The organism is Sedimentisphaera cyanobacteriorum, from assembly GCF_001997385.1.
GTDB classification, from domain to species: domain Bacteria; phylum Planctomycetota; class Phycisphaerae; order Sedimentisphaerales; family Sedimentisphaeraceae; genus Sedimentisphaera; species Sedimentisphaera cyanobacteriorum.
Genome location: NZ_CP019633.1, coordinates 1,484,276 through 1,504,591, shown reverse-complemented (window position 1 = coordinate 1,504,591; position 20,316 = coordinate 1,484,276). Strand labels below are relative to the sequence as shown.

Here is a 20,316-nt window from a genome sequence, read left to right as displayed (position 1 = left end):
CGGAGAATCTTATGCCTCGCTACAGTTATACTGCCTACAACCAAAGCAGCAAGAAACAGAAAGGAACGGTTTCTGCGGAGAACTCCTACGATGCCCGAAAGCAGCTTAGAAACCGCGGGCTTCATCCGCTAAAGGTGGAAGAAGTGAGAGGGGAAGGCAGCAGTGAGGGTTTCAGTCTCAAGCCCACAAATCCTTCAAAGCTTGTAGGTGAATTTTCCAAAGAGCTTTCTCTTCTGCTCAAATCCGGCATCAAGCTTACAGATGCGATTGCAGTGCTCACCGAGCAGCAGTCTCATAAGGGTTTTAAGAATGCCCTTTCCGATATACGAGAGAGGGTGGTAAGCGGAGAATCTTTTGCAGAGGCGGTTAGAGATTATCCCCAGTATTTCGATGTGATTTACGTGAATATGGCAAGGGTGGGCGAATATACTGGCCGATTTGCGGAGAACCTTGCTTCTGTTGCAAATTTTATGGAAAAGCGTCAGAAGATGCAGGCTCGTCTTGCAACTGCTATGATATACCCTGCAATCCTCGTTACGTTCGGAATCGGGCTTATGATCTTCTTTACAAGCTTTGTGATTCCAAAAATGGCCACTCAGCTCCAGAAGATGGATCAGGAACTGCCCGCTGTTACCAAGGGAGTTATTGCAGTGAGCGAGGTGATTACTAATCTCAAAGCCGACCTTGCGATTGTAACCGTAATTGTGCTGATTGGGCTTCTGTTAAAGTATATCTTGAAAACAAACAGGGGTAAGCTCTTTTTCGACAGGCTCATTGTTAATATGCCTGTTACTGGCAAGCTTATGCGTGAGAGCATTGCTGCACGCTTTGCCATGACGCTCTCGGAGCTGCTTCGTTCGGGGCTGCCTGTAGCTGAATCGCTCAAGGTGGTTTCCGATGTTACAGGTAATATGGTGATGGTGAAGGCTATAGGCGAATCAAGAGACAGGATTATGACAGGCTCAAGCATTGCCGCTCCGCTTAAAGACAGCGGCATCCTCGACAGAACAACTGCCCATATGGTGGAGGTCGGCGAGAAAAGCGGCGAGCTCGAACTTATGCTCCAGAATGTGGGGCAGAAGCTTGAAGCATCCACAGACACATTTATTGAAAGACTAAATGCAATAGTTGAGCCGGTGATTATTATATTTATAGCAGCCGGCATTGCTACTCTTGCCCTTGCGATGATTCTCCCGATTGTAAGGTTTACAACAGGGCAGATTTAACGCAGTGTAATTATGCATTAAAATTAACAAAAAGGAGTATATAAAATGAAAAAAAGGAAAATGAATAAAGGCTTCTCTCTCGTTGAGGTTATGGCAGCGCTGATTATCATCGGCCTGCTCACAGCGATTGTTGCCCAGAACTTCCTCGCCCAGACAGACAAGGCCAGAGTTAAGCAGACAAAGGCCAATCTCAAGATGCTTCATAATGCGGTTTCGCAGTTCAAGCTTGATACAGGAAGATATCCTTCTGCCGATGAAGGGCTGAGCGTGCTTGTGGAAGAGCCGGCAGATGTCCAGGGCTGGAATCCCGGCGGATACCTCCAGACTACCGACCTCCCGACTGATGCGTGGGGTAATGATTTCTTCTATCAGGAATACCCCGAGAGCGGCAAGCCGTTTGTGATAATCAGCTTCGGAGCCGACGGCGAAGCAGGCGGAGAGGGCTACGATGCAGACCTTTATTCCACAGACGCCAACTGAAACAGAGCTGATAATGCCTTGTCCCCGAATTCTGAGTCTCGGCAGATGCTAACTGCGGGAAACGTTTTTCGGGCGGCCGGTGAGCGGTGAGATTATGAAGGTATCCCCGAAAAACAGCTTCGGTTTTTCCCTTGTTGAAATGATTATGTGCCTTGTGGTGGTGGGGCTTATAACAGGGATCGTTATCTATGTCTCAAGCACACTTTCAACAAGCGCGCGGTTTCAGAGGCAGGCTTATCATATTCTCGAAACCTTTAGAGAAGCTTCAATTGCATCCTCGCAGTCCGGCCGGCGATACGGCGTTATGTTTGATTTTATCAATTTCGAATACGTTCTTTATGAGATAAATACAGATCAGCCCTACAGCAAGGGCTTTGAAACACTTAGAGAAGAGGACATAATCGAATCACGCAGCTTCAATGAATACTGCGAGCTTCTTTATGTCCAGTTCGACGACGGCGAATACATAGACAGCACATCAGAGCAGGGCAAAGCGCTGTTTCTTGTTGGCAAAGGGGGCTGGGATTACGGCGGGAAGGTAGTTCTTTCCGATATTGAAGGAAAACTTCATTCTATTGTAGTAAACAGACTCGGAAACAATCCTGAGCTGGTCGATGGCGACCCTCAGCTTTTAGAGCCTGCTTATGATTTGAGTTTTTGATGAAAACTTTAAGCCAAAACACAAAAGCCTTTACACTGCTTGAATCGATGGCAGCCTTGTTTGTGATGGGAATCGTAACCACGGGAGTTATGGTTACCATCTCCAACTGCATTAATTCTATGACAGATATGCGTCTTGAGCAGGAAGCGGTTAAGCTTGCGAGGGAGAATATGGAATATCTCCTTGCAGAAAGTAATGTGCGTGAGTATGTTGAGAGCGGGGTGGATGAATACAATACGAATCTCAGCTGGGAGATGGGCTATGAGGTGAAAACCTTTCCCGATACAGACCAGCAGTGGGTGATGGCTTTTTCTGTGGTAGAATATTACAACAGCGAGAATGAGCTCGAGAGCGTGGAACTGGAGAACTGGCTTGCAAAGCTGAGTATGAGGGAATCACAACAGCTTGAAGAGCAGCGTCAATTAGAGCAGGAGTATTTAGACCAGCTTTCAGAAGAAGACGCTGAGTATGAGGCGCAGCAGGACGAAAGCTCCGAGCAATCGAAGGCTGATGAACAGGGCAAGCAGGACAATGACGAGGATAGCAGCGGCTCTCAGCAGGATTCAGCTTCAGGGCGGGGTCAGTCCCAGAGTAATTTTGAGGATCTTAAAGATGAAGTAAATGATATGTTCGGAGGGCAGGAATGAGAAAAGGGCTTACACTTCTCGAGCTTCTCGCAGCTCTCGCTGTTACTTCTATTATTCTGATTACCATGGTAACGCTTTTGTATGCCTCCCAGAATACGCTGAAAACTATTAATACCGAGCTGGACGCAAGCACAAGATCTCAGGAAATTCTCCAGAAGATCGCAGAAGACATAAATGAATTTGCTGCTGAAGGAGAAAACGTAACTTTCAAGCTTGAATCTAAGAATACCCCTGAAGGCCTGCTCTACAGATTTGAAATGACAAACTACTTTAATACTACTTCTAACCAGAAGGATGTTTTCAAGAAGGTAGTCTGGCAGAGTGATTTTGATGTAATGCTCGGCACATTCGTTATATACAGAAGCAGAAGCGGAATGCAGCTTGAAGACAGCGTAGTAAGCACTGAACAGAAGCAGAACCCGGAAAGAGAGATCTATGTGCCGGTAACTACCGGCGCTACATACTTCAGCCTGCAGGCCTACGATAACGATAAACTTCTTGACGAGTGGAAAGATGATGATATGCCAGGAGCGATGTTTATTGGCGTATCATTCGATCCGCCCGTGGAGCTTATAACAGGCGAGGTGGTTGTACCAGAGGAAGACAGATTTTACAGAACAGTCTCTGTGAGCAGGGCGAGAAACTACGACTTCAAGTTTGTAGAGAAAGACCTCGAAGCAGAGTATGAGGAGCTTCTCGAAGAAGGTCAGGAGGAATCTGAAAGCGAGCAGGATTCTGCTGAACAGGAAGATGTGAGCCGTGAAGACAATCCGGAAATACCCGCTTCCGAATCTGACCGTCAAGAAAGTGAGTCTGAGAGAACAGAGAGCAGAGAATGAAAAGGCAAAGCACTGGAAACAGAAAAGCAGCTGCTCTTATCATTACAATGATGGCTATGGCCGTTCTTGTTTCGATGAGCTATGTTACTGTATCCAAGCTTCTTTCGCGGGAAAGACGCCACAACTACATTGTAAACTATATGAAGGCCAATTATGCCTGCGACTCAGCAACCAGATACGCCGAGAATCGATTCAACAACAGCGTTGACCTTAAGCTGAAAAGCAGAAGATACCTCCCGGACTTCTCTGATTTGTTTATGCAGGATACAGAGCAGTACGAGTATATGCTTTCTCAATTTGCCGAAACCCTTGCTCAGCGTAAATCCGAACGTTATGAACATTACGTTCAGACAGGCGAATTCGATATTGAAACGTCCCAAGGCCAGGCAGAACTGCTCATTGATGAGCTGATTAACGAAGGCCAAGGAAGCTCAGGCGACTTTGCTAACAGCAGTGATAATTCACAGCTCTCAACCTCAGCTGCCAAGGCAAGAACGCTCGTTTCAGCGGTTGACCCCGCAAAGCTTACTGTCCCGGGCCCTTACGGCCCGAAATGGCCGAATATTATTGAGCCAAAGAAGATTGAGCTCTCAGAAGCAGAAATTGAGATTACAATTGAAGATGAAAACGCAAAATATCCAGTAGTCTGGGCGCTGAGCAATAAGAAAGGCAATGCAAGGGAAACAGAGGCCTCAACACAGATTTTTACCGAATGGATGGGTATGGACGAGCAGACAAGGAAAAGATTTTTAGAGTCTCTCGAAGAGGCAGGAGAGGTTAAGCCCTTTCAGATTGATATGGACCCGGGATATGTTACGAAAAAGGAAAAATTCAAAACTCGTTCGGTAGTGCGTGATAAAGACGGCAAGCGAAAATCGGTTTTTAAAACAAGATACCGAACTCGAAGAGTTCCAAGGGGGCAGAATTCGCTGTATATGGATTTTATGTTTGTTCTCAAAGGGCATCTGGATTTGCAGTCTCTCAGGCAGAATTACTTCTCTGACGATTACAGAAACGAAAATATTGCCAAATATCTCGGCCTCTGGGGCGCTAAGAGAGTGAATGTGAATACTGCTCCGCGTCAGGTGCTAGAGGCCCTTTTTGTTTACGGCGGCAATGAAGTGGATTTGGCAGACGCTGTTATAGCGGAAAGGTATCAGGAGCCTTTCAGGAGCTTTGATGATTTAAGAGACAGGCTCTACAGCTATTCTGATTCGCTCGATAAAGTAGAAGACAGGGTGCTTTGCAGGAGTATATGCTGGTCGGTACATATAAAGGCCGTTTCGGGCAATGCCTCAGCCAGCTCTACAACAGCCTTTATGAGAGATAAAAAAAAATATGTTAAGATTGCCACAGTTTATGAATAATAAGCTGCTATATTAAATTGGAGCTGAAAATTGGAACACGGAAAACACTTAGGAATATTCATATCCGGCGACACCGCTTACGCCGGACTGTTCTCTGCCAAGGCTGGCCAGAAACAGCTCTTGCAGAGCTTCAGCGTTTCTTTGTCTGCCCAAGAGGAAGATTCCTCCAAAAGCCTCGGCAGGCTTCTTGCAGAAAAGATATCAGAGCTTCAAATAAGCTATGATTACGTTGGGCTTGCGATTGGAAGCGGCAAATTTGTTCAGCATTACGTTACAAGCGGTTTTACAGACCGCCGAAGGATTGCAAGAACAATCAAATTTGATGTAGAAGACGAGGTAGGCGTGGATGTTTCCACTCTCGCTGCTTCGTTTATAAATCACGGCGAATCACCGAGCGGGGGAACTAACTGCACAGTTTTCACCTCCGGCAAGGCCGAGCTGATATCCCTGCTGAAAGATTTTCAAAAAAATAAAATCGACCCGGAGGTTATTCAGCCCGATTCGGTTTGTTTTCTCAGGGCAGCAGCAGGCCAGATTGAAACTCCGAAGCAGGCCTCAGTTCTGCTGGCAGGGAGAAGCGAGAGTTACGGGTATATCGGTATTATAAGCCCTTCAAGAGGCATTGAATACATACGTTCTTTCAAAACGGGCTCATCACGCTCCGATTCGGATATCGCAAGAAGGATTATGGCCACAATCGCTGCCTGCAGCCCCGCAGAGCCTGTGGAGAAGATATACATAGCAGGCAGCAATATCAACCCTTATTCCATTCAGTCTATTTCGGGAGTAGAGGCCGAAAAGATTGAGGCTCCAGAGGAGCATCGAAGCGGTTTTGAGTATGTTCTCTTAGGTGCATCTATGATGTCTAAAGATGATGCCCAGAGCGATTTGAGAATCGATTTTATGACTTATCAGGGCAGGAAAAGGATTATCAGAACATCGCTCAGCGCATTGTATCTTGCAGCGGCGGTGATTGTTGCTGTTTTCGCTTGGAAAGCCACTCTTCACGCAAATCACCTGTCTCAATGGCAGGATCAGATTTATGAGAAGGTCGCTGAGGAGTATTCAGTTGCCATGAAAGGCAGGGATATGGACAATCTGGGCAAGGCCGAGCTGAGCATGGAAAGCGAGATAAACCGGCTCAAACGCATAAAGGCCGGCGAGACGGCAGATGTGGAGTCTGTGCCTACGAGGCTTCAGTTTGCCCTTGAGATTCTCAATTCAATGCCCAACAAGAAATCTGTGAAGCTCGATTCTGTAAGCATTACAAGCAGGGCTCTCCGCCTCGACGGAAGCACTTCATCAAGAAGAGATACGCAGAATTTCCTGAAAAAAATTGACAGTCATGAAAACCTTGAGCGTTCGCAGGAATCATTGAAGCAGGTTGGCTCTGAAGACAGCTTTACTGTCAGCCTGAATACAAGAAAGTGATGGGGCGGTATGGAAAATAAGAAAATTAAAATACATTTTATTTCTTTCGGTATCCTCGCAGCGGCTGCTGTGTGGTATGCTGCGGCGCAGTTTTTCTTAGTGCCCAAAAATGAAATGTCCCTTAACAGCAGCATTAAAACAGGGAAAAAGGTGCTGGCAAACTGTGAAAAGATATACGAGCTTGATCCTGCCCGGCTGAAATTTTCAGAGGCACGCAAAGAGGTCGGCAAATTCCGGTACACAACGGTTGTCGATAAGCTTGCAAGGGCTCATGGAATAGGCCCTTCAGATTACGATATTCGAACTGAGGCAGTTATAAAACGCAGCAGCCGGCAGACTCAGGGGGCAACTATGATAATAAAAACCGTTGATATGATGAGCCTAACTTCATTTCTCAATGAGTTTCTCGAAACATGGCCCGGACTCGAAATTGACACTCTCGACCTGCGTTCTAATGACGCAGAGGACGACTGGAAGGCTACCCTTCGCTTTACATACACTGTGAAATAGCTGATTCGTGAGCATGCAGAGATAATATGGACAACTTCAACTTAAAAAGTCAATACAACCCTTCAGGCGACCAGCCCGAGGCAATCCGAAAGCTTGTGGAAGGGATAAGCTCAGGCAGCCGCCATCAGGTTCTCCTCGGCGCTACGGGTACGGGCAAAACCTTCACAATGGCAAATGTGATTGAAACGGTGAGGAAGCCTGCGCTTATTATCTCGCACAACAAAACTCTTGCAGCACAGCTTTATGAGGAAATGAAGGAGCTGTTTCCGGAAAATGCGGTTGAGTATTTCGTCAGCTACTACGATTATTACCAGCCTGAGGCCTATATACCTCAGCGGGATATATACATAGAGAAGGATGCAAGCAGAAACGACGATCTCGACCGTCTCCGCCTTGCAGCAACAACAAGCCTTCTCACCCGAGACGATGTGATTGTGGTATCCAGCGTTTCATGCATCTACGGCTTAGGCTCGCCGGAGGAGTACAAAAAGAACGTTGTGCCTGTGGTGAAAGGCGATATTATCGAACGCGACGATCTTCTCGGACGCTTTGCAGATGTCCTCTATGAACGAAATGATATAGATTTCACTCGAGGGACATACAGGGTTCGGGGCGATGTGGTGGAGGTTTGGCCTTCTTACGAGTCTTACGCTGTCCGAGTGGAATTCTTCGGCGATGAGATTGAGAGCATAAAGTATATAAATCCCGTATCCGGCGAGGCTCTCGCAGAAGAGCAGCAGGTTTTCATCTACCCCGCTGCGCACTACATTATGGCTCAGGACAGGGTTCAAACTGCTCTTGAATCTATACAGCAGGAGCTCGACCAAAGGCTCGCAGAGTTTAGAGAGCAGGGAAAGCTCCTTGAAGCCCAGAGGCTCGAGGCTCGCACAAAATACGATATGGAGATGATAGCCGAGGTTGGTTTCTGCAGCGGAATCGAGAACTATGCAAGGCATCTTGCCGGCTTGCGCCCGGGGGCTAAGCCCTACACCCTGCTCGATTATTTCCCGAAGGATTTCATTATGTTTATTGATGAATCCCACGTTACCCTCCCGCAGGTTAGAGCGATGTATGCAGGAGATAGAAACAGAAAGCAGGTGCTCGTTGACCACGGCTTCCGTCTGCCAAGCGCAATGGACAACAGGCCCCTGCGTTTTGATGAATTCGAGCAGCGTCCGGGCAGAACGGTTTACGTTTCCGCAACCCCCGGCGATTATGAGCTCGGCCTTACCGGCGGGGAAATCGTTGAGCAGATTATCCGCCCGACAGGCCTTCTCGACCCGAAAGTTGAGGTGCGTCCTGCGAGCAGTCAGGTAAGCGATGTGAAATCTGAGATTTATGAAAGAGTTGAAGCTGGGCAGAGGGTTCTGGTTACAGTTCTTACAAAAAGACTCGCTGAAGACCTTACAGACTTCTTCCAGAAGGAGAAAATCAAATGCCGCTATCTGCACAGTGAAATCGATGCTATAGAACGTGTGGATATCCTCAGAGACCTGAGGAAAGGCGAGTTTGATGTGCTCATAGGGATCAACCTGCTTCGAGAAGGGCTCGACCTTCCGGAGGTGGCAATGGTGGCAATTATGGATGCGGACAAGGAGGGTTTCCTTAGAAGCGAAACTTCCCTTATCCAGACAATCGGCAGAGCAGCAAGAAACGTGGATTCAAGGGTTATCCTCTATGGTGATAAGGTTACACCATCTATGAAACGTGCTATGGATGAAACCGAGAGAAGACGCAAGATTCAGATGGAGTATAACAAAAAGCATAATATCACACCTGAAACGATCAGGAAATCCATCAGAACAGCCCTCTCGGACTCACTGAAAGCGAGAAAAACGGCAAGACAGGCTGTTTCTATGGACGAAAAAGAGTATGATAAGACCGAGATGGTCGCTATGCTTGAGAAGGAAATGATGAAAGCGGCAGAAGAGCTCAATTTCGAAAAGGCCGCCAAGCTGCGCGACAAGATAAAGGAATTTGAATCAATGCCGAAGATAGAAAAGAAGAAATAGAAGGCTGTTTCAGACCTTTATTTTATCCGAAACAAAATATTGACTTCACTGTCTAATATCATTGTAATATATAGAGAAAATTGAAACTGGTAATATAGCCGGGAAAAAATTATGTTAAGATTATTTCAAATATTTTCTTTTCTCGTTTTGATAGGCTCAGCGGTTATGGCGGTTATGCTTATCAAAAAGCCCGCTCCTGAGAGCGAGAAAGTGCAGGAATTTCTTGCAAATGCCTCTGTGGCTGAAGACTTCAAGGCAAAAGCCGATTCTTCCAATTCAGACCAAAACTCCGAGTCTGCTCTGGTTAAGGCGGCAAGGCAGTACACAAAAGAGCCTGAAAAGCCTGATCCAAAAAGAACTGCGAGCCGCTCAAATATACAGCCCAGAACAAAAAACACGAGTCCTGACCCTCAGCCAAAAAAACAGCAGGAGCCTAAGCCGCCCTCGCCGATTAAGGTGCGTTTTACGCTTGAGGGAACTTGTGTTAATCAAGACCGACCAGAGCTTTCAATGGCCTTTGTGGACCTCCCGGGTGAGGGGAAGAAATGGGTTTATCAGGGGCAGAAAGTTGGCCATTTGAGGATTCGCAAGATCAACGATGATTCGATATATCTTGATAATAACGGCTCAGTTTCAGAGCTCGAAATAAAGGAACACAAATCTTCAATCAAGAATATCCTTAAATCCGAGATCCCCGCTGAAAAACAGGCTTCTTCTTCGTCGAAGGCTCTGCCCGAAACTTCTCAGACAAAGCCACAGCAGAACACTCAGCAGTTTGTCCCGGAAGCTGAAGACCCTCTAACTGAGATGGGCAGTCTCCCGCCTGGAGCTAGTGATAAGCAGCTGGAAGATCTGCGGGAGAAAATCCGCAAAATGAATCAGGACGCTGCAGAAAAAGGTATTAGGGGTAAGTAAGTTTAATGAAGCTCCCTGCACTAATCCGTCTGCTAAGACCTGCTCACTGGGTGAAAAACGGTGCAGTTGTCCTGCCGATCATATTTGCAGGACGGATTTTCGATGCAGGAGCGATTTTATCTGCCGCAGAGGGATTCGTTATTTTCTGTTTGCTTTCTTCTGCTGTTTATGCGATAAACGACTGCTTCGATGCCGAAGAAGACCGCCATCACCCCAGAAAGCGTTTCAGGCCTATAGCAAGCGGTCAGATTTCCCAAAAAGCAGGCCTGCTTACCGGCGGGCTGCTCGCTGTTTTGGGGTTAGGTTTAAGCTTTCTGCTTGGAACTGCATTTCTGGTCTTCTCAGCATGTTATTTCTTTATGCAGCTTCTATACAGCGCAAAGCTCAAGAGCTTTGTTCTGCTGGATGTAATTATCATAGCGCTGGGTTTCGTACTTCGCGCAAGTGCAGGCGCAGAGGCTATCAGCGTGGCTATTAGTCCGTGGCTTTTTGTATGTATGTTCACCCTCTGTCTGTTTATGGGCTTCTGCAAACGCTACAGCGAGATGGTGGCCATTGAGGACAGCGAAAAGAGAAACAGCCACCGAAGCACGATGCAGCATTACACCCCAAACCTTCTCACCCATCTGATCACTCTCAGCGCCTCGCTCGCTCTTATGGCGTTTCTCGCTTGGTCCACCAGCCCTGAAACGATTGCGAGAATAGGCTCTGAAAGGCTGGTTTACACCTTTCCCTTAATTGTGTACGGAACATTCAGATTTGCCCTTGTATCAATGCGCGGCAAATACGAAGGGCCTGTTGATATTGTGCTCAAAGATATCCCGTTTACAGTTTCTGTAGCCATTTGGTGCTTACTGGCGATTTTTCTTTGCAATTTCTGAAAAATACTGCCATTTTAAAACATAAAACCTTAAAAGAATATTATGTTGAAAGGCTTATGTATGCTCTCAAGAAGACAGGCTCTTAAAATGATGGGGCTCGCTGCCTTTGCACCGGCAGGTTTCGCAGCGGCTTCTGAAAGAAAACCGAATGTAATTGTCGTTCTCTCCGACGATGCAGGATATGCAGATTTCGGCTTTACCGGCTGCGAGGATACCCCAACCCCCAATCTCGACGCCCTCTCCCGCCAAGGAACAACCTGCCGCCAAGGGTACGTTACCGCATCTGTATGCGGGCCTTCCCGCGCTGGGCTCATAACAGGAAGGTATCAGCAGAGATTCGGGCATGAATGCAACGGGCCGAATTCCCCTGTTGAAGGCTATTCGATGGATGATATGGGGCTCGACCCTTCAGAGAAAACAATCGGCGCTCGAATGCAGACCCAAGGCTACAAAACCTTCGCTGCAGGCAAATGGCACCTCGGCTATCAGGAGCAGTTTCACCCGTGCAAAAGAGGCTTTGACGAATTCTACGGCTTTCTTTCCGGCGCACGGCACTACTTTACTAACAAAGACGTGGACGAAACCCACGCCCTGAGAACCTGCGATGAAAAGATTGATGAGGATAAAATCCGCTATATGACTACAGACCTCACCGATGCTTCGATGAAATTCATAGAGAATAATAAAGACCGGCCGTTTTTCATTTACCTCTGTTACAATGCAGTTCACACGCCTATGGAGGCCCCGGACCACCTCATAGACAAGTACCGAAAAATAGACCCCAGACGCAGAAGAATCCACAACGCCATGACAGAATCTCTCGATACCAACGTCGGAAGGCTTCAGGATAAGCTCAATAAGCTCGGCCTTGACGATAACACCCTGCTGTTTTTCGTAAACGATAACGGCGGCGCAACCAACAACGGCTCCCGCAACGGAAAGCTGCGCGGAATGAAAGGCTCGAAGTGGGAGGGCGGTATAAGAGTGCCGTTTATAGTTAAATGGCCGGGCGAGATCCCTGCCGGCAAAGACTATAACTACCCGGTAAGCACGCTTGATATAATGCCTACTTCCCTCGCTGCTGCAGGCGCGGATAAGAAGCAGATGAATTCTGGCAAGCCTCTGGACGGCGTTAATCTGCTTCCGTATTTGCAGGGCAAAAACAAAAGCAGACCTCATAATATCCTTTTCTGGAGAAGGGCGGTTGCTGGTGCAGTTCGAAAAGGCGACTGGAAGCTCATAAAGGCAGGTGATAATCCCCTGCTGCTTTTCAATCTCGCTGAGGATGAATCTGAGACCGCTAATCTTGCCAAAAAACATCCTGATAAGGTGAAAGAACTCCTCCAAGAGTATGAAAATTGGGAAAAACAGCTTAAAGAGCCGAAGTGGCGAGAAGGCAAAAAATGGGAACGCAATCAAATTCTCAAACACCGAATGGAAGTTGATACGAGGGCAGAAGAGAGAAAATACCCATAGCCTTAAGCTGATACTTAAAGTAATAACAGCCGCAATTTTTGGTGTCATTTATTTTACACCATTAATTGCGGTTTTTTTATTTGTCATTTTATCTATGGCTTTTAGGCCTTTCCAGTTCATTGGCATTAAGAATAATTACTTAACCCCGATTTCTCACTTAGGGGGTAAAAAGTGCGTTTTTACCCCCGTCAGAGGGGTTGGTCTGTCGCCAAAGATGTGTTATTTTTTCAGTTTCCCGCTGTATATTTTCGGAGGTTTTTGCGGCGGCAGTTCTATCTTCAATTTCTGCAGCAGCAGCTTGTGTTCGTCTTCCGGTTCGGTATATCTCTGCATAAGCAGAGTTCTGCTGTCTTGCGTTTCAAATGAAACATCCAGCATCTGGATCCGAGACATTGCTGCTAATGCCGCCTGAGCAGTCATCCCGCAGGCGCTTGCCCTGAGCTTATGCCTCAGTGTTACTTGCAAACAATAGCTCATAAACGCTACAAACACGTGAGCCTCAACCCTGTCTTGCTTATGGTGATAGACAGGACGAATTCCCAGATCGCTCTTGAGCTCCCTGAATGCCTGCTCAACGTTGCACTGAAGCATATATTCCTTCCACAGGGCTGCACCATCCTTGCCAGACTGGTTTGTACGCAAAAAGTATGTGCCGTCGCGGTATATCATTTCTTTATATTTGCTCGCTTCAAACTTATAATCAAACTCGCCCTTCTCAATCCTTTCCTTATTTCGGGGAATCGTAAGAGTTACACACTTACGGCAGCTGCCCGCCTGATGTTTGAGTTTGCCGAGCCTTTGCATAAAAACATCTCGGCTGCGGCATTTCTTTAACTTCTCCAGTCCTTCTAAGTAATTACGGAGCTTTCTTTTACGCATAGCCCGTTCTTTAGCCATTCTCTCTTTGCTTCGAGCAAGAATATAGCATTCGTCATCTTTGGCTATATGCTTTATGCGAACGATTCCATTTACATCAAACCAGCTTTTCACAGAAAGCTCTTCTTGGAATTCATCCAGCAGCTTACGGGGCGTTCCGACAAGATAATCAATCCCGTTATCACGCATATACTCCAGCACAGCTTCTGTTGGAATACCTCTGTCCATCAGCCATAACCTGCCTGCCTTGCCGTATTTCGACTCTATCTTGTTTAACAAGGGTTTAAGCGTTGTTCTCTCTGAGGTGTTGCCGGCGAGTATCTCATAATTGATCGGAAATCCCTCAGGGGTAACTACCAAAGCGATAAGAATCTGCCTGCAATCGCCTCTGCGGTCTTTGCTGTGGCCGAATTTTGCCTTGGGATTGCTTTTGCATAATCCCTCAAAATAAGTACTGGTTATATCGTAAAGCAGAATGTCATATTCCAGATTGAACATCATCTGCCATGTGTCTTTCAAATAAGAACAAAGCTCTTCTTTATACGGCAATATCCTGTCCAGACAACGGTAAAGCCGGTTTTTTTCGGCAACATCAAATTCACAGCCCAGCAATACATCCATTGCGGTCTGAGTGAACCAGTGCCGGTGGACATAAAACTCCGCTCCGGGCTTGATAAGACGGTTTACTGTCAGCAATTTTACAACTTTGGAATAGTCAACCGGCGATTTGGCAGTGTCTATCCTCTCCGACCAGAAGGTGTCTAATCCCAGCATATCCCATATCTCGCAGCCGAGCCAGCAGTCCCCGAATGTTCTGGGGTTGTTAAGCTTCATCTTTGAGAGCTTTACCGGAATCGTATCTATGTCGTGATGTGTGTGATTGTCCTGATCAAAAGCGAATAATGACTTGCGGACAGGCTTGTTGTCCTCGTTGATTATCTCAATGGATCTCTGCCAAGACTTCTTCTGAGAATCAGAGATTTCACCAAGATACAGCACCATCTTCTCAACATAACGCCCGCGAGAAACCTTACGCTTCTCCGCTATGCTGTAATAGGAATTGATCTTACCATTCTTCTTTCGCTTGTGCTTCTTCAAGTACATAACAATATTATTGCTGATGAAAAATCACTTGCAATAGGGCAGGTCTGTACCAGAGACTAAAGAGACTTTTAAACGCCGATTACAACGCAGAATCAAAGAAAAAATTTTGATTTTTCACGATTTTGAACGCTAAGTGAGAAATCGGGGTTAACTCAGACGATCTTTCAGTTCTTCTTCAAGACTGGCTTTGGAGGCCTTGTTATGCACAATCTTCAAGTCTTGAAGATTTGGAAATGTTATCTATGAATATCTCTCTTGAAGAAGTTTCTGAAATAATGCGATTATCTGCAATTGAAACAGAATCTGCTCAAGACCGAGAGGCTCAAATTAAACAGCTTGAAAATACTTTACATTTACTGAAGAAGATAAGCAGTTCGCAGAAAGAAAGCAGGAATATAGATCAAGAGGCATGGAAGGAGATAATCAATTTTATCGAAGCTCAGTTGGATAAGAGCAGATATCTACAAAAGCAAGATTAGTGTTTTCAAGCTTACTGTTTTCCGGTAGAGGGAAAAATAAAAGCCCCGCAGGTGGTTCTGCCGGGGCTTTGGGTTTCGCTGATTTATCGCTTTCGGTTAAATTTCTCTTCCGGTTTTGAAGGCCTTGATGTTGAGATCTATAAATTTCGGCTTCACGCTGATCTTCACCGCCTCAAGCCAAGCCTCTTCGCTGAGCTTATCGAGCCCTTTTGAAAGAGCCCCCAGCAGCACAACGTTTGCTGCTTTCACGTTCCCGAGCTTTTTTGCCTCTTCTGAGGCGTCTATATAGATAAGGTTCTCGAATTTATCTCTGAGCATTTTTTCCGCATCTGCCGGATATTCGCCCATGCCCATCGATACAGTAACCGGAACCATCATCTGGCTGTTCACCGCTACGAGCCCGCCTTTGGAGAGGTAGTCTGCGTATCTAATCGCTGCGATTCTCTCCAGTCCCCCGAGCACCTTAGCCTCGCCCTTTGCCACAAGCGGGCTGTGTACCTTCGTGCCATAGCGAATCTGCGCTATCACAGACCCGCCTCGCTGAGCCATACCGTGCACTTCGTTTGTTTTTACATCGAAACCGGAAATCCTCGCTGCCTGAGCAGTGATTTCGCTTGCGAGCAGAATCCCCTGCCCGCCTACGCCTGCAAGCACTACGCTTGTTGTATCACTCATTTTCGCCTCCGCTGATTGCTCCGAATTTACATATCTGCCTGCACAGACCGCAGCCGGTGCAGAGAATTGAGCTGATTGAGGGTTTCTCGCCTTCTGAAGCCTCGATCGCCGGGCAGCCCAGCTTCAGACACATCCGGCAGTTCTTGCAAAGCTCGCTGTCTATCTCCAGCGCCGGCTTAACGCCGCTTCTGTCGTGAAGAATGCATGGGGCTTTCGAGATTACGAGGCTCGCCTCGTCGGCGTTTATCTCTTCATCCAGAGCCTTCTGTGTTGCCTGCTGATCATACGGATTCAGCGTTCTGATTCGTTTGATACCGCAGGCCCTGCCTATATCTTCGATTGACGCCTCTACAGTGGGCTCGCCCATAAGCGTTCGTCCTGTGCCCGGGTGGTCCTGGTGGCCTGTCATTGCGGTGGTGCGGTTGTCAACAACGATAATCGTGGATTTGCCCTTGTTGTACGCAATATCCAGAAGGCCTGTTATGCCGGAGTGGAAGAAGGTGGAATCTCCTACGATCCCCACAACCTTCTTTTTTTCGCCGGCCTTGTCGAGTCCGTGCGCCATAGAAACGCCTCCGCCCATGCAGAGTATAATGTCAAGCCGTTCGAGAGGCTTGAACGCACCGAGCGAATAGCAGCCGATATCCCCTGCCACTACCACATCGTGCTTTGTGAGCGCATAGAAAACCCCTCTGTGCGGGCAGCCTGCGCAAAGCACCGGCGGCCTGCCAGGCAGCTTGTCAGCGTTATTCTCGTACGCAGGTTTTTCAGCAGGGCGGCCTTCAAGCTTTGCCCTTGATTCACGTAGTGTGCTTACGCTGAGCTCCCCGATTCCGCTTACTGCATCACGCCCGTGGCATTCAATGCCCATCGCTTTGATATGCTCTTCGAGCAGAGGATCGAGCTCTTCAACGACAAGAAGCTTATCAACATCGCCGGCGAATTTGCCTATCAAATCATCCGGCCATGGCTGAGAGAAGCCAAGCTTGAGAACTGAGGCCTCCGGCCAAACTTCCTTAACATATTGATAAGTGATTCCGCACGCTATAATACCGAGGCTTTTATCGCCCATTTCTATTTTATTTGCAGGGCTGCTTTCTGCCTCAGCCTTTAGCTCTGCGGTGCGTTTTTCCACTTTCAGCCGCATCTGCCTTGAGAATGCAGGCACGGTAACAAACCTCTGAACGTCTTTCTGGAAGCCTTTGCTCTTATGCTCCTGTCTTTCGCCCAGCTCCACGAGGCTGCGTGAATGGCTCACCCTCGTTGTGCTTCTCAGCAGTACGGGGGTTTTGTGTTTCTCAGAAACCTCCATAGCCATAGCAACGAAGTCTTTAGCTTCCTGACTGCTTGTCGGTTCGAAGATAGGAAGCCTTGCAAATTTTGCGTAGTTTCGCGTGTCCTGTTCATTTTGGGAGGAGTGCATGCCCGGGTCGTCTGCCACGCAGATCACCAGTCCGCCTTCAACGCCTATATAAGCTAGCGTCATCAGTGGATCCGCCGCCACATTCAGCCCAACATGCTTCATCGTAACAATGCTTCTCGTACCGCCCATCGCAGCGGCCGCCCCTACCTCAAGAGCCACTTTCTCATTCGGAGCCCATTCGAGGTAAATGTCGTCTTTGTACTTTACAGCATTCTCCAGAATTTCGGTGGATGGAGTGCCCGGGTAGCCTGCCGCTAACACTGCTCCGGCCTCGTATGCACCTCTGGCAATCGCTGCATTACCTGATAAAAGTTCCGCCAAGGTTTGTCTCCTTTTCTAATTTAATTTTTCAGCCGGCGTAATATACTGATTTTTTGCTGATTTTGAAATAATCTTTTAAATATGAAATTTGAAGATGCTGGTTTCTATGGGTTGTTTTGCCAGCTGTATTATGTATTATTCTCTAAAAATGTTCGAAAATATAGGTGCTGATTATGATAATTAAAGCCTCAGGTTCACGTCTTTCCGGCAGTGTCAAGATTCCCGGGTCTAAATCTCATACGATACGAGCTGCCGCTATTGCAGGCTTTGCCAAGGGGGAAAGCCTGATTCGCAGCCCTCTTCTCAGCAGTGATACTCTAAGCGCACTGAAGGCCTTTGAGGCAATGGGCGTTAAGATAGAAAGGGGCAGTCATGATGTATGGAAGATCTCGGGGGTTGCTGGCAGCCCGTCCGTTCCAAACGGCGAGATTGATGTAGGCAATTCCGGAACCACTCTCCGCCTTGCGATAGGCCTTGCTGCATTAACTAAAGGCAGCAGGCCGGTCAGGTTCACAGGAGACCGTCAGATTTGCTCGCGTCCTGTCCAGCCTCTGCTGGATTCGCTCAGCGACCTCGGGGCAGAGGCGGTTTCGGTAAACAGCGACGGCTTCCCGCCTGTGGAGATTAAAGGAACGCTCAAAGGCGGACGAACGAGCATTGAATGCAGGACAAGCCAGTATCTTTCGAGTCTTTTTCTTTGCTGCCCGCTTGCAGAGCGACGCAGTGAGATAGAGGTTCCTCTTCTTTATGAGCCCGATTATGTGGGCATAACCCTCGATTGGCTCGATAAGCAGAATATTAAATATTCCTGCGAAGAGGATTTTTCAAACGTTCGTATTGAAGGAGGCCAGAGCTACAAAAATTTTGATGAAACTGTGCCGGCAGATTTTTCAAGCGCTTCGTTCTTTCTCTGCGCAGCGGCGCTCTGCGGGGAGGATGTGGTAATTGAAGGGCTTGACTATTCAGACAGCCAGCCCGATAAGGCTGTTGCAGACTATCTAAGGCAGATGGGGGCGGATATAGAGATTTTCGAAGACGGCACAACCGCTGTTAAGGCCTCTTCGCTGAAGGGGATCGACATAGATATGAACAGAACCCCCGATGCGCTTCCGATTATGGCTGTTACTGCTGCGCTCTCTGAGGGCACAACGAGGCTTTATAATGTGGCACAGGCAAGGAACAAGGAAACAGACCGAATCAAATGTATGGCAGAGGTGCTGGGTAAAATCGGAGCGGATATAGCCGAACTCCCCGACGGGCTTATTATAAAGGGAGGCAGTAAGCTTTTCTCAGGTGAGGTCAGCGGGTATTACGACCACCGTATAATAATGTCTATGGCCGTGGCAGCGATTGCAGGGGGGATAGAGCTTTCTATTTCTGCCGCAGAGGCTGTTGACGTTACTTTCCCCACTTTCCCCGAACTGATGAGCAGTATTGGCGGCAGGCTTGAAAGGATTGAAGATGATTAGTCTTCTTCCTCCTTCTTATCCTTTTTCTTCTCTCGGAGCGGGAATTCTCGCATTTGCATTAATACCCCTCCCAAAGCAGGCAAAACAAACATCAGTATATATACCCCGCTGCCGGAGATCTCGTTGAAAAGCTCCTCAGCGTTTATGCCCGTGTGCTCGGTGCTTTTCCTTAGCACTGCCCATATCCCTGCAAGCAGGAAGTACGACCCAGCAGAGCTGGTTATGATTATTATAGCTGCCCTGAAGAGGCAGTAGCCTAAGACTGCTCCGAGGATCAAGCCGGCAACAAATACCGCTATGATATACTTCTCAGGCATCCCCTGCTCTATCCAGAACATACAGCTCAATGCGGAAAATATAATGCAGCTCAGAAGCGAAACGGCAAATCTCAGTACTGGAAATGATAAAAATAAAAAAATTATTGAAAAAATTATCCCTGTTAATACGGGGCTACCAAGTAATTCCCCCAGCTTAAATCCGAGAAATAAACCAGTAATAGCAAAAGTTACCGCTGTTAAAACTTTAAAAAATTTCCAACCCCAGCATAAATACAAAACCCCTATTGTCATATAGACTATTGGGGGAATAATGGCTTCTGCGGCCGTTAATGCCCAGAATTCCTCGGGGTTCAGGCTGTTTGCTGCTGAATTGAAAAATGAGTATATTTTTTCTTGCATTTTAGTTTTTTTATAATATAGTACTAATTAAAGGCTAACGCAGATATTGAAAATCCTTTGATGAAGGAATTATAATAATTTTTAGTAAAATAAAAATCAGCTTTTTAAAATTTTTTGCTTGAATAGCAGTTTAAAAAGTTGTATAGTGAAAGCAAACGAAATTATACTAATCTGTAAGAGGTTGAAAATGAGTGCAAAAAGTTTATTTGGCCGTAGTGTCTTGGCTTTGATTGCGGTTCTGCTGGCAAGCGGAACTGTGATGGCAAAACGCTACATGCTCTACACCGACTCGACACTCGCACAGGCCGGCGTGGTAACCCCTTCAGTGAGTCAGGCTCACTACTATGAAGAAGGTGAGGTGGCTACTATCGCTGCTCAGCCCTATAAAGGCTATGAGTTTGTGTGCTGGATTGGCGATGTGGAAAACCCGGACAGCAGATCTACCAGAGTGGTTATGGATGGACCGAGGTATGTGGTAGCGTCATTTCAGGTTGCTGAATCAGACGAAGCTGTTGAGGTAGGAATTAAAAGTTTGGAAGAAGGCGGAAGGAGCCGAAGCATACCTGCTCCAAATATCGGATTTAACGATTCAATCAGCAGTACTGACTACAGCAGCAGTGTAGAAAGTTATCTCGCAGCGGCTGAAAGCCCGGGTACACTTTCAAAACCTGATGTTACTAACGTCAGCGCCCCTGATTACAGACGACCATCTGATGTGAATCCGAATCCGATCATTCCTGAGCCTGCTACCGTAACTCTGCTTGCGGCAGGAGCTGCAGGACTCGCGGCGAGAAGATTAAGAAAAAAGAATTCCAACTAATATGCTGTTTGTTATAAATAGATGCAT

Annotated in this window: 20 protein-coding genes; 16 read left to right on the top strand and 4 right to left on the bottom strand. The window is 47.2% G+C overall.

Annotated elements, in window-relative coordinates:
* The first annotated feature begins 11 nt into the window (after positions 1 to 11).
* From L21SP3_RS05965 to L21SP3_RS05910, 12 genes are all read left to right on the top strand, one after another.
* Positions 12 to 1,226 (top strand): type II secretion system F family protein, encoded by a 1,215-nt coding sequence (locus L21SP3_RS05965; protein ID WP_077539982.1) that lies wholly within the window; start codon positions 12 to 14, stop codon positions 1,224 to 1,226.
* 45 nt (positions 1,227 to 1,271) lie between these two features.
* A complete protein-coding gene (gspG, locus tag L21SP3_RS05960; protein WP_077539981.1) occupies positions 1,272 to 1,706 on the top strand; it encodes a type II secretion system major pseudopilin GspG in 435 nt (144 codons plus the stop codon).
* Positions 1,707 to 1,785: 79 nt separating this feature from the next.
* The gene (locus tag L21SP3_RS05955; protein WP_123785149.1) at positions 1,786 to 2,367 is read left to right on the top strand and encodes a pilus assembly FimT family protein; all 582 of its coding nucleotides are present in this window, start codon (positions 1,786 to 1,788) and stop codon (positions 2,365 to 2,367) included.
* Positions 2,367 to 3,014 (top strand): pilus assembly FimT family protein, encoded by a 648-nt coding sequence (locus tag L21SP3_RS05950; protein WP_077539979.1) that lies wholly within the window; start codon positions 2,367 to 2,369, stop codon positions 3,012 to 3,014. Before L21SP3_RS05955 ends, L21SP3_RS05950 begins: the two co-directional genes overlap by 1 nt.
* Positions 3,011 to 3,853, top strand: coding sequence for a prepilin-type N-terminal cleavage/methylation domain-containing protein (locus L21SP3_RS05945; RefSeq protein WP_077539978.1), 843 nt, complete (start codon positions 3,011 to 3,013; stop codon positions 3,851 to 3,853). The genes L21SP3_RS05950 and L21SP3_RS05945 overlap by 4 nt, the downstream gene beginning before the upstream one ends.
* Positions 3,850 to 5,220 carry a type II secretion system protein GspK gene (locus L21SP3_RS05940; RefSeq protein WP_077539977.1) on the top strand — a complete coding sequence of 457 codons (1,371 nt, stop codon included), beginning with the start codon at positions 3,850 to 3,852 and terminating at the stop codon, positions 5,218 to 5,220. Before L21SP3_RS05945 ends, L21SP3_RS05940 begins: the two co-directional genes overlap by 4 nt.
* 30 nt (positions 5,221 to 5,250) lie before the next feature.
* Positions 5,251 to 6,651, top strand: coding sequence for a hypothetical protein (locus L21SP3_RS05935; RefSeq protein ID WP_077539976.1), 1,401 nt, complete (start codon positions 5,251 to 5,253; stop codon positions 6,649 to 6,651).
* A gap of 9 nt (positions 6,652 to 6,660) precedes the next feature.
* Positions 6,661 to 7,161, top strand: a complete 501-nt coding sequence (locus tag L21SP3_RS05930) for a hypothetical protein (RefSeq protein ID WP_077539975.1) — start codon at positions 6,661 to 6,663, stop codon at positions 7,159 to 7,161.
* 26 nt (positions 7,162 to 7,187) lie between these two features.
* Complete coding sequence (uvrB, locus tag L21SP3_RS05925) at positions 7,188 to 9,173, top strand: excinuclease ABC subunit UvrB (RefSeq protein ID WP_077539974.1); 1,986 nt, start codon at positions 7,188 to 7,190, stop codon at positions 9,171 to 9,173.
* A 111-nt stretch (positions 9,174 to 9,284) separates the two neighbouring features.
* On the top strand, positions 9,285 to 10,088 hold the full coding sequence (locus L21SP3_RS05920; protein ID WP_077539973.1) for a hypothetical protein: 804 nt from the start codon (positions 9,285 to 9,287) through the stop codon (positions 10,086 to 10,088).
* A gap of 5 nt (positions 10,089 to 10,093) precedes the next feature.
* Positions 10,094 to 10,969, top strand: a complete 876-nt coding sequence (locus tag L21SP3_RS05915; RefSeq protein ID WP_077539972.1) for a decaprenyl-phosphate phosphoribosyltransferase — start codon at positions 10,094 to 10,096, stop codon at positions 10,967 to 10,969.
* Positions 10,970 to 11,029: 60 nt separating this feature from the next.
* Positions 11,030 to 12,445: a sulfatase-like hydrolase/transferase gene (locus tag L21SP3_RS05910; protein ID WP_077539971.1), complete on the top strand. Its 1,416-nt coding sequence runs from the start codon at positions 11,030 to 11,032 to the stop codon at positions 12,443 to 12,445.
* Positions 12,446 to 12,664: 219 nt separating this feature from the next.
* On the opposite strand, the gene L21SP3_RS05905 is transcribed toward L21SP3_RS05910, so the two are convergent.
* The gene (locus L21SP3_RS05905; protein WP_077539587.1) at positions 12,665 to 14,425 is read right to left on the bottom strand and encodes an IS1634 family transposase; all 1,761 of its coding nucleotides are present in this window, start codon (positions 14,423 to 14,425) and stop codon (positions 12,665 to 12,667) included.
* A gap of 242 nt (positions 14,426 to 14,667) precedes the next feature.
* On the opposite strand from L21SP3_RS05905, the gene L21SP3_RS05900 reads away from it, so the two are divergent.
* Positions 14,668 to 14,904 (top strand): hypothetical protein, encoded by a 237-nt coding sequence (locus L21SP3_RS05900; protein ID WP_077539970.1) that lies wholly within the window; start codon positions 14,668 to 14,670, stop codon positions 14,902 to 14,904.
* Positions 14,905 to 15,000: 96 nt separating this feature from the next.
* Here L21SP3_RS05900 and L21SP3_RS05895 read toward each other — a convergent pair whose 3' ends face one another.
* Together L21SP3_RS05895 and iorA are read right to left on the bottom strand one after the other, a co-directional pair.
* Positions 15,001 to 15,579: an indolepyruvate oxidoreductase subunit beta gene (locus tag L21SP3_RS05895; RefSeq protein WP_077539969.1), complete on the bottom strand. Its 579-nt coding sequence runs from the start codon at positions 15,577 to 15,579 to the stop codon at positions 15,001 to 15,003.
* A complete protein-coding gene (gene iorA / locus L21SP3_RS05890) occupies positions 15,572 to 17,323 on the bottom strand; it encodes an indolepyruvate ferredoxin oxidoreductase subunit alpha (protein WP_077539968.1) in 1,752 nt (583 codons plus the stop codon). The genes L21SP3_RS05895 and iorA overlap by 8 nt, the downstream gene beginning before the upstream one ends.
* A gap of 173 nt (positions 17,324 to 17,496) precedes the next feature.
* On the opposite strand from iorA, the gene aroA reads away from it, so the two are divergent.
* Positions 17,497 to 18,792, top strand: a complete 1,296-nt coding sequence (aroA, locus tag L21SP3_RS05885; RefSeq protein WP_077539967.1) for a 3-phosphoshikimate 1-carboxyvinyltransferase — start codon at positions 17,497 to 17,499, stop codon at positions 18,790 to 18,792.
* On the opposite strand, the gene L21SP3_RS05880 is transcribed toward aroA, so the two are convergent.
* Positions 18,789 to 19,130 carry a hypothetical protein gene (locus tag L21SP3_RS05880; protein WP_123785148.1) on the bottom strand — a complete coding sequence of 114 codons (342 nt, stop codon included), beginning with the start codon at positions 19,128 to 19,130 and terminating at the stop codon, positions 18,789 to 18,791. The two genes, aroA and L21SP3_RS05880, sit on opposite strands and share 4 nt — an antisense overlap.
* A 22-nt stretch (positions 19,131 to 19,152) precedes the next feature.
* Between L21SP3_RS05880 and L21SP3_RS05875 the strand changes: the two genes are divergently transcribed.
* Positions 19,153 to 19,365, top strand: coding sequence for a hypothetical protein (locus L21SP3_RS05875; RefSeq protein ID WP_123785147.1), 213 nt, complete (start codon positions 19,153 to 19,155; stop codon positions 19,363 to 19,365).
* A 291-nt stretch (positions 19,366 to 19,656) separates the two neighbouring features.
* Entirely contained in the window at positions 19,657 to 20,289 is a 633-nt protein-coding gene (locus L21SP3_RS05870) for an InlB B-repeat-containing protein (RefSeq protein WP_118084523.1), read from the top strand.
* The last annotated feature ends 27 nt before the right edge of the window (positions 20,290 to 20,316 follow it).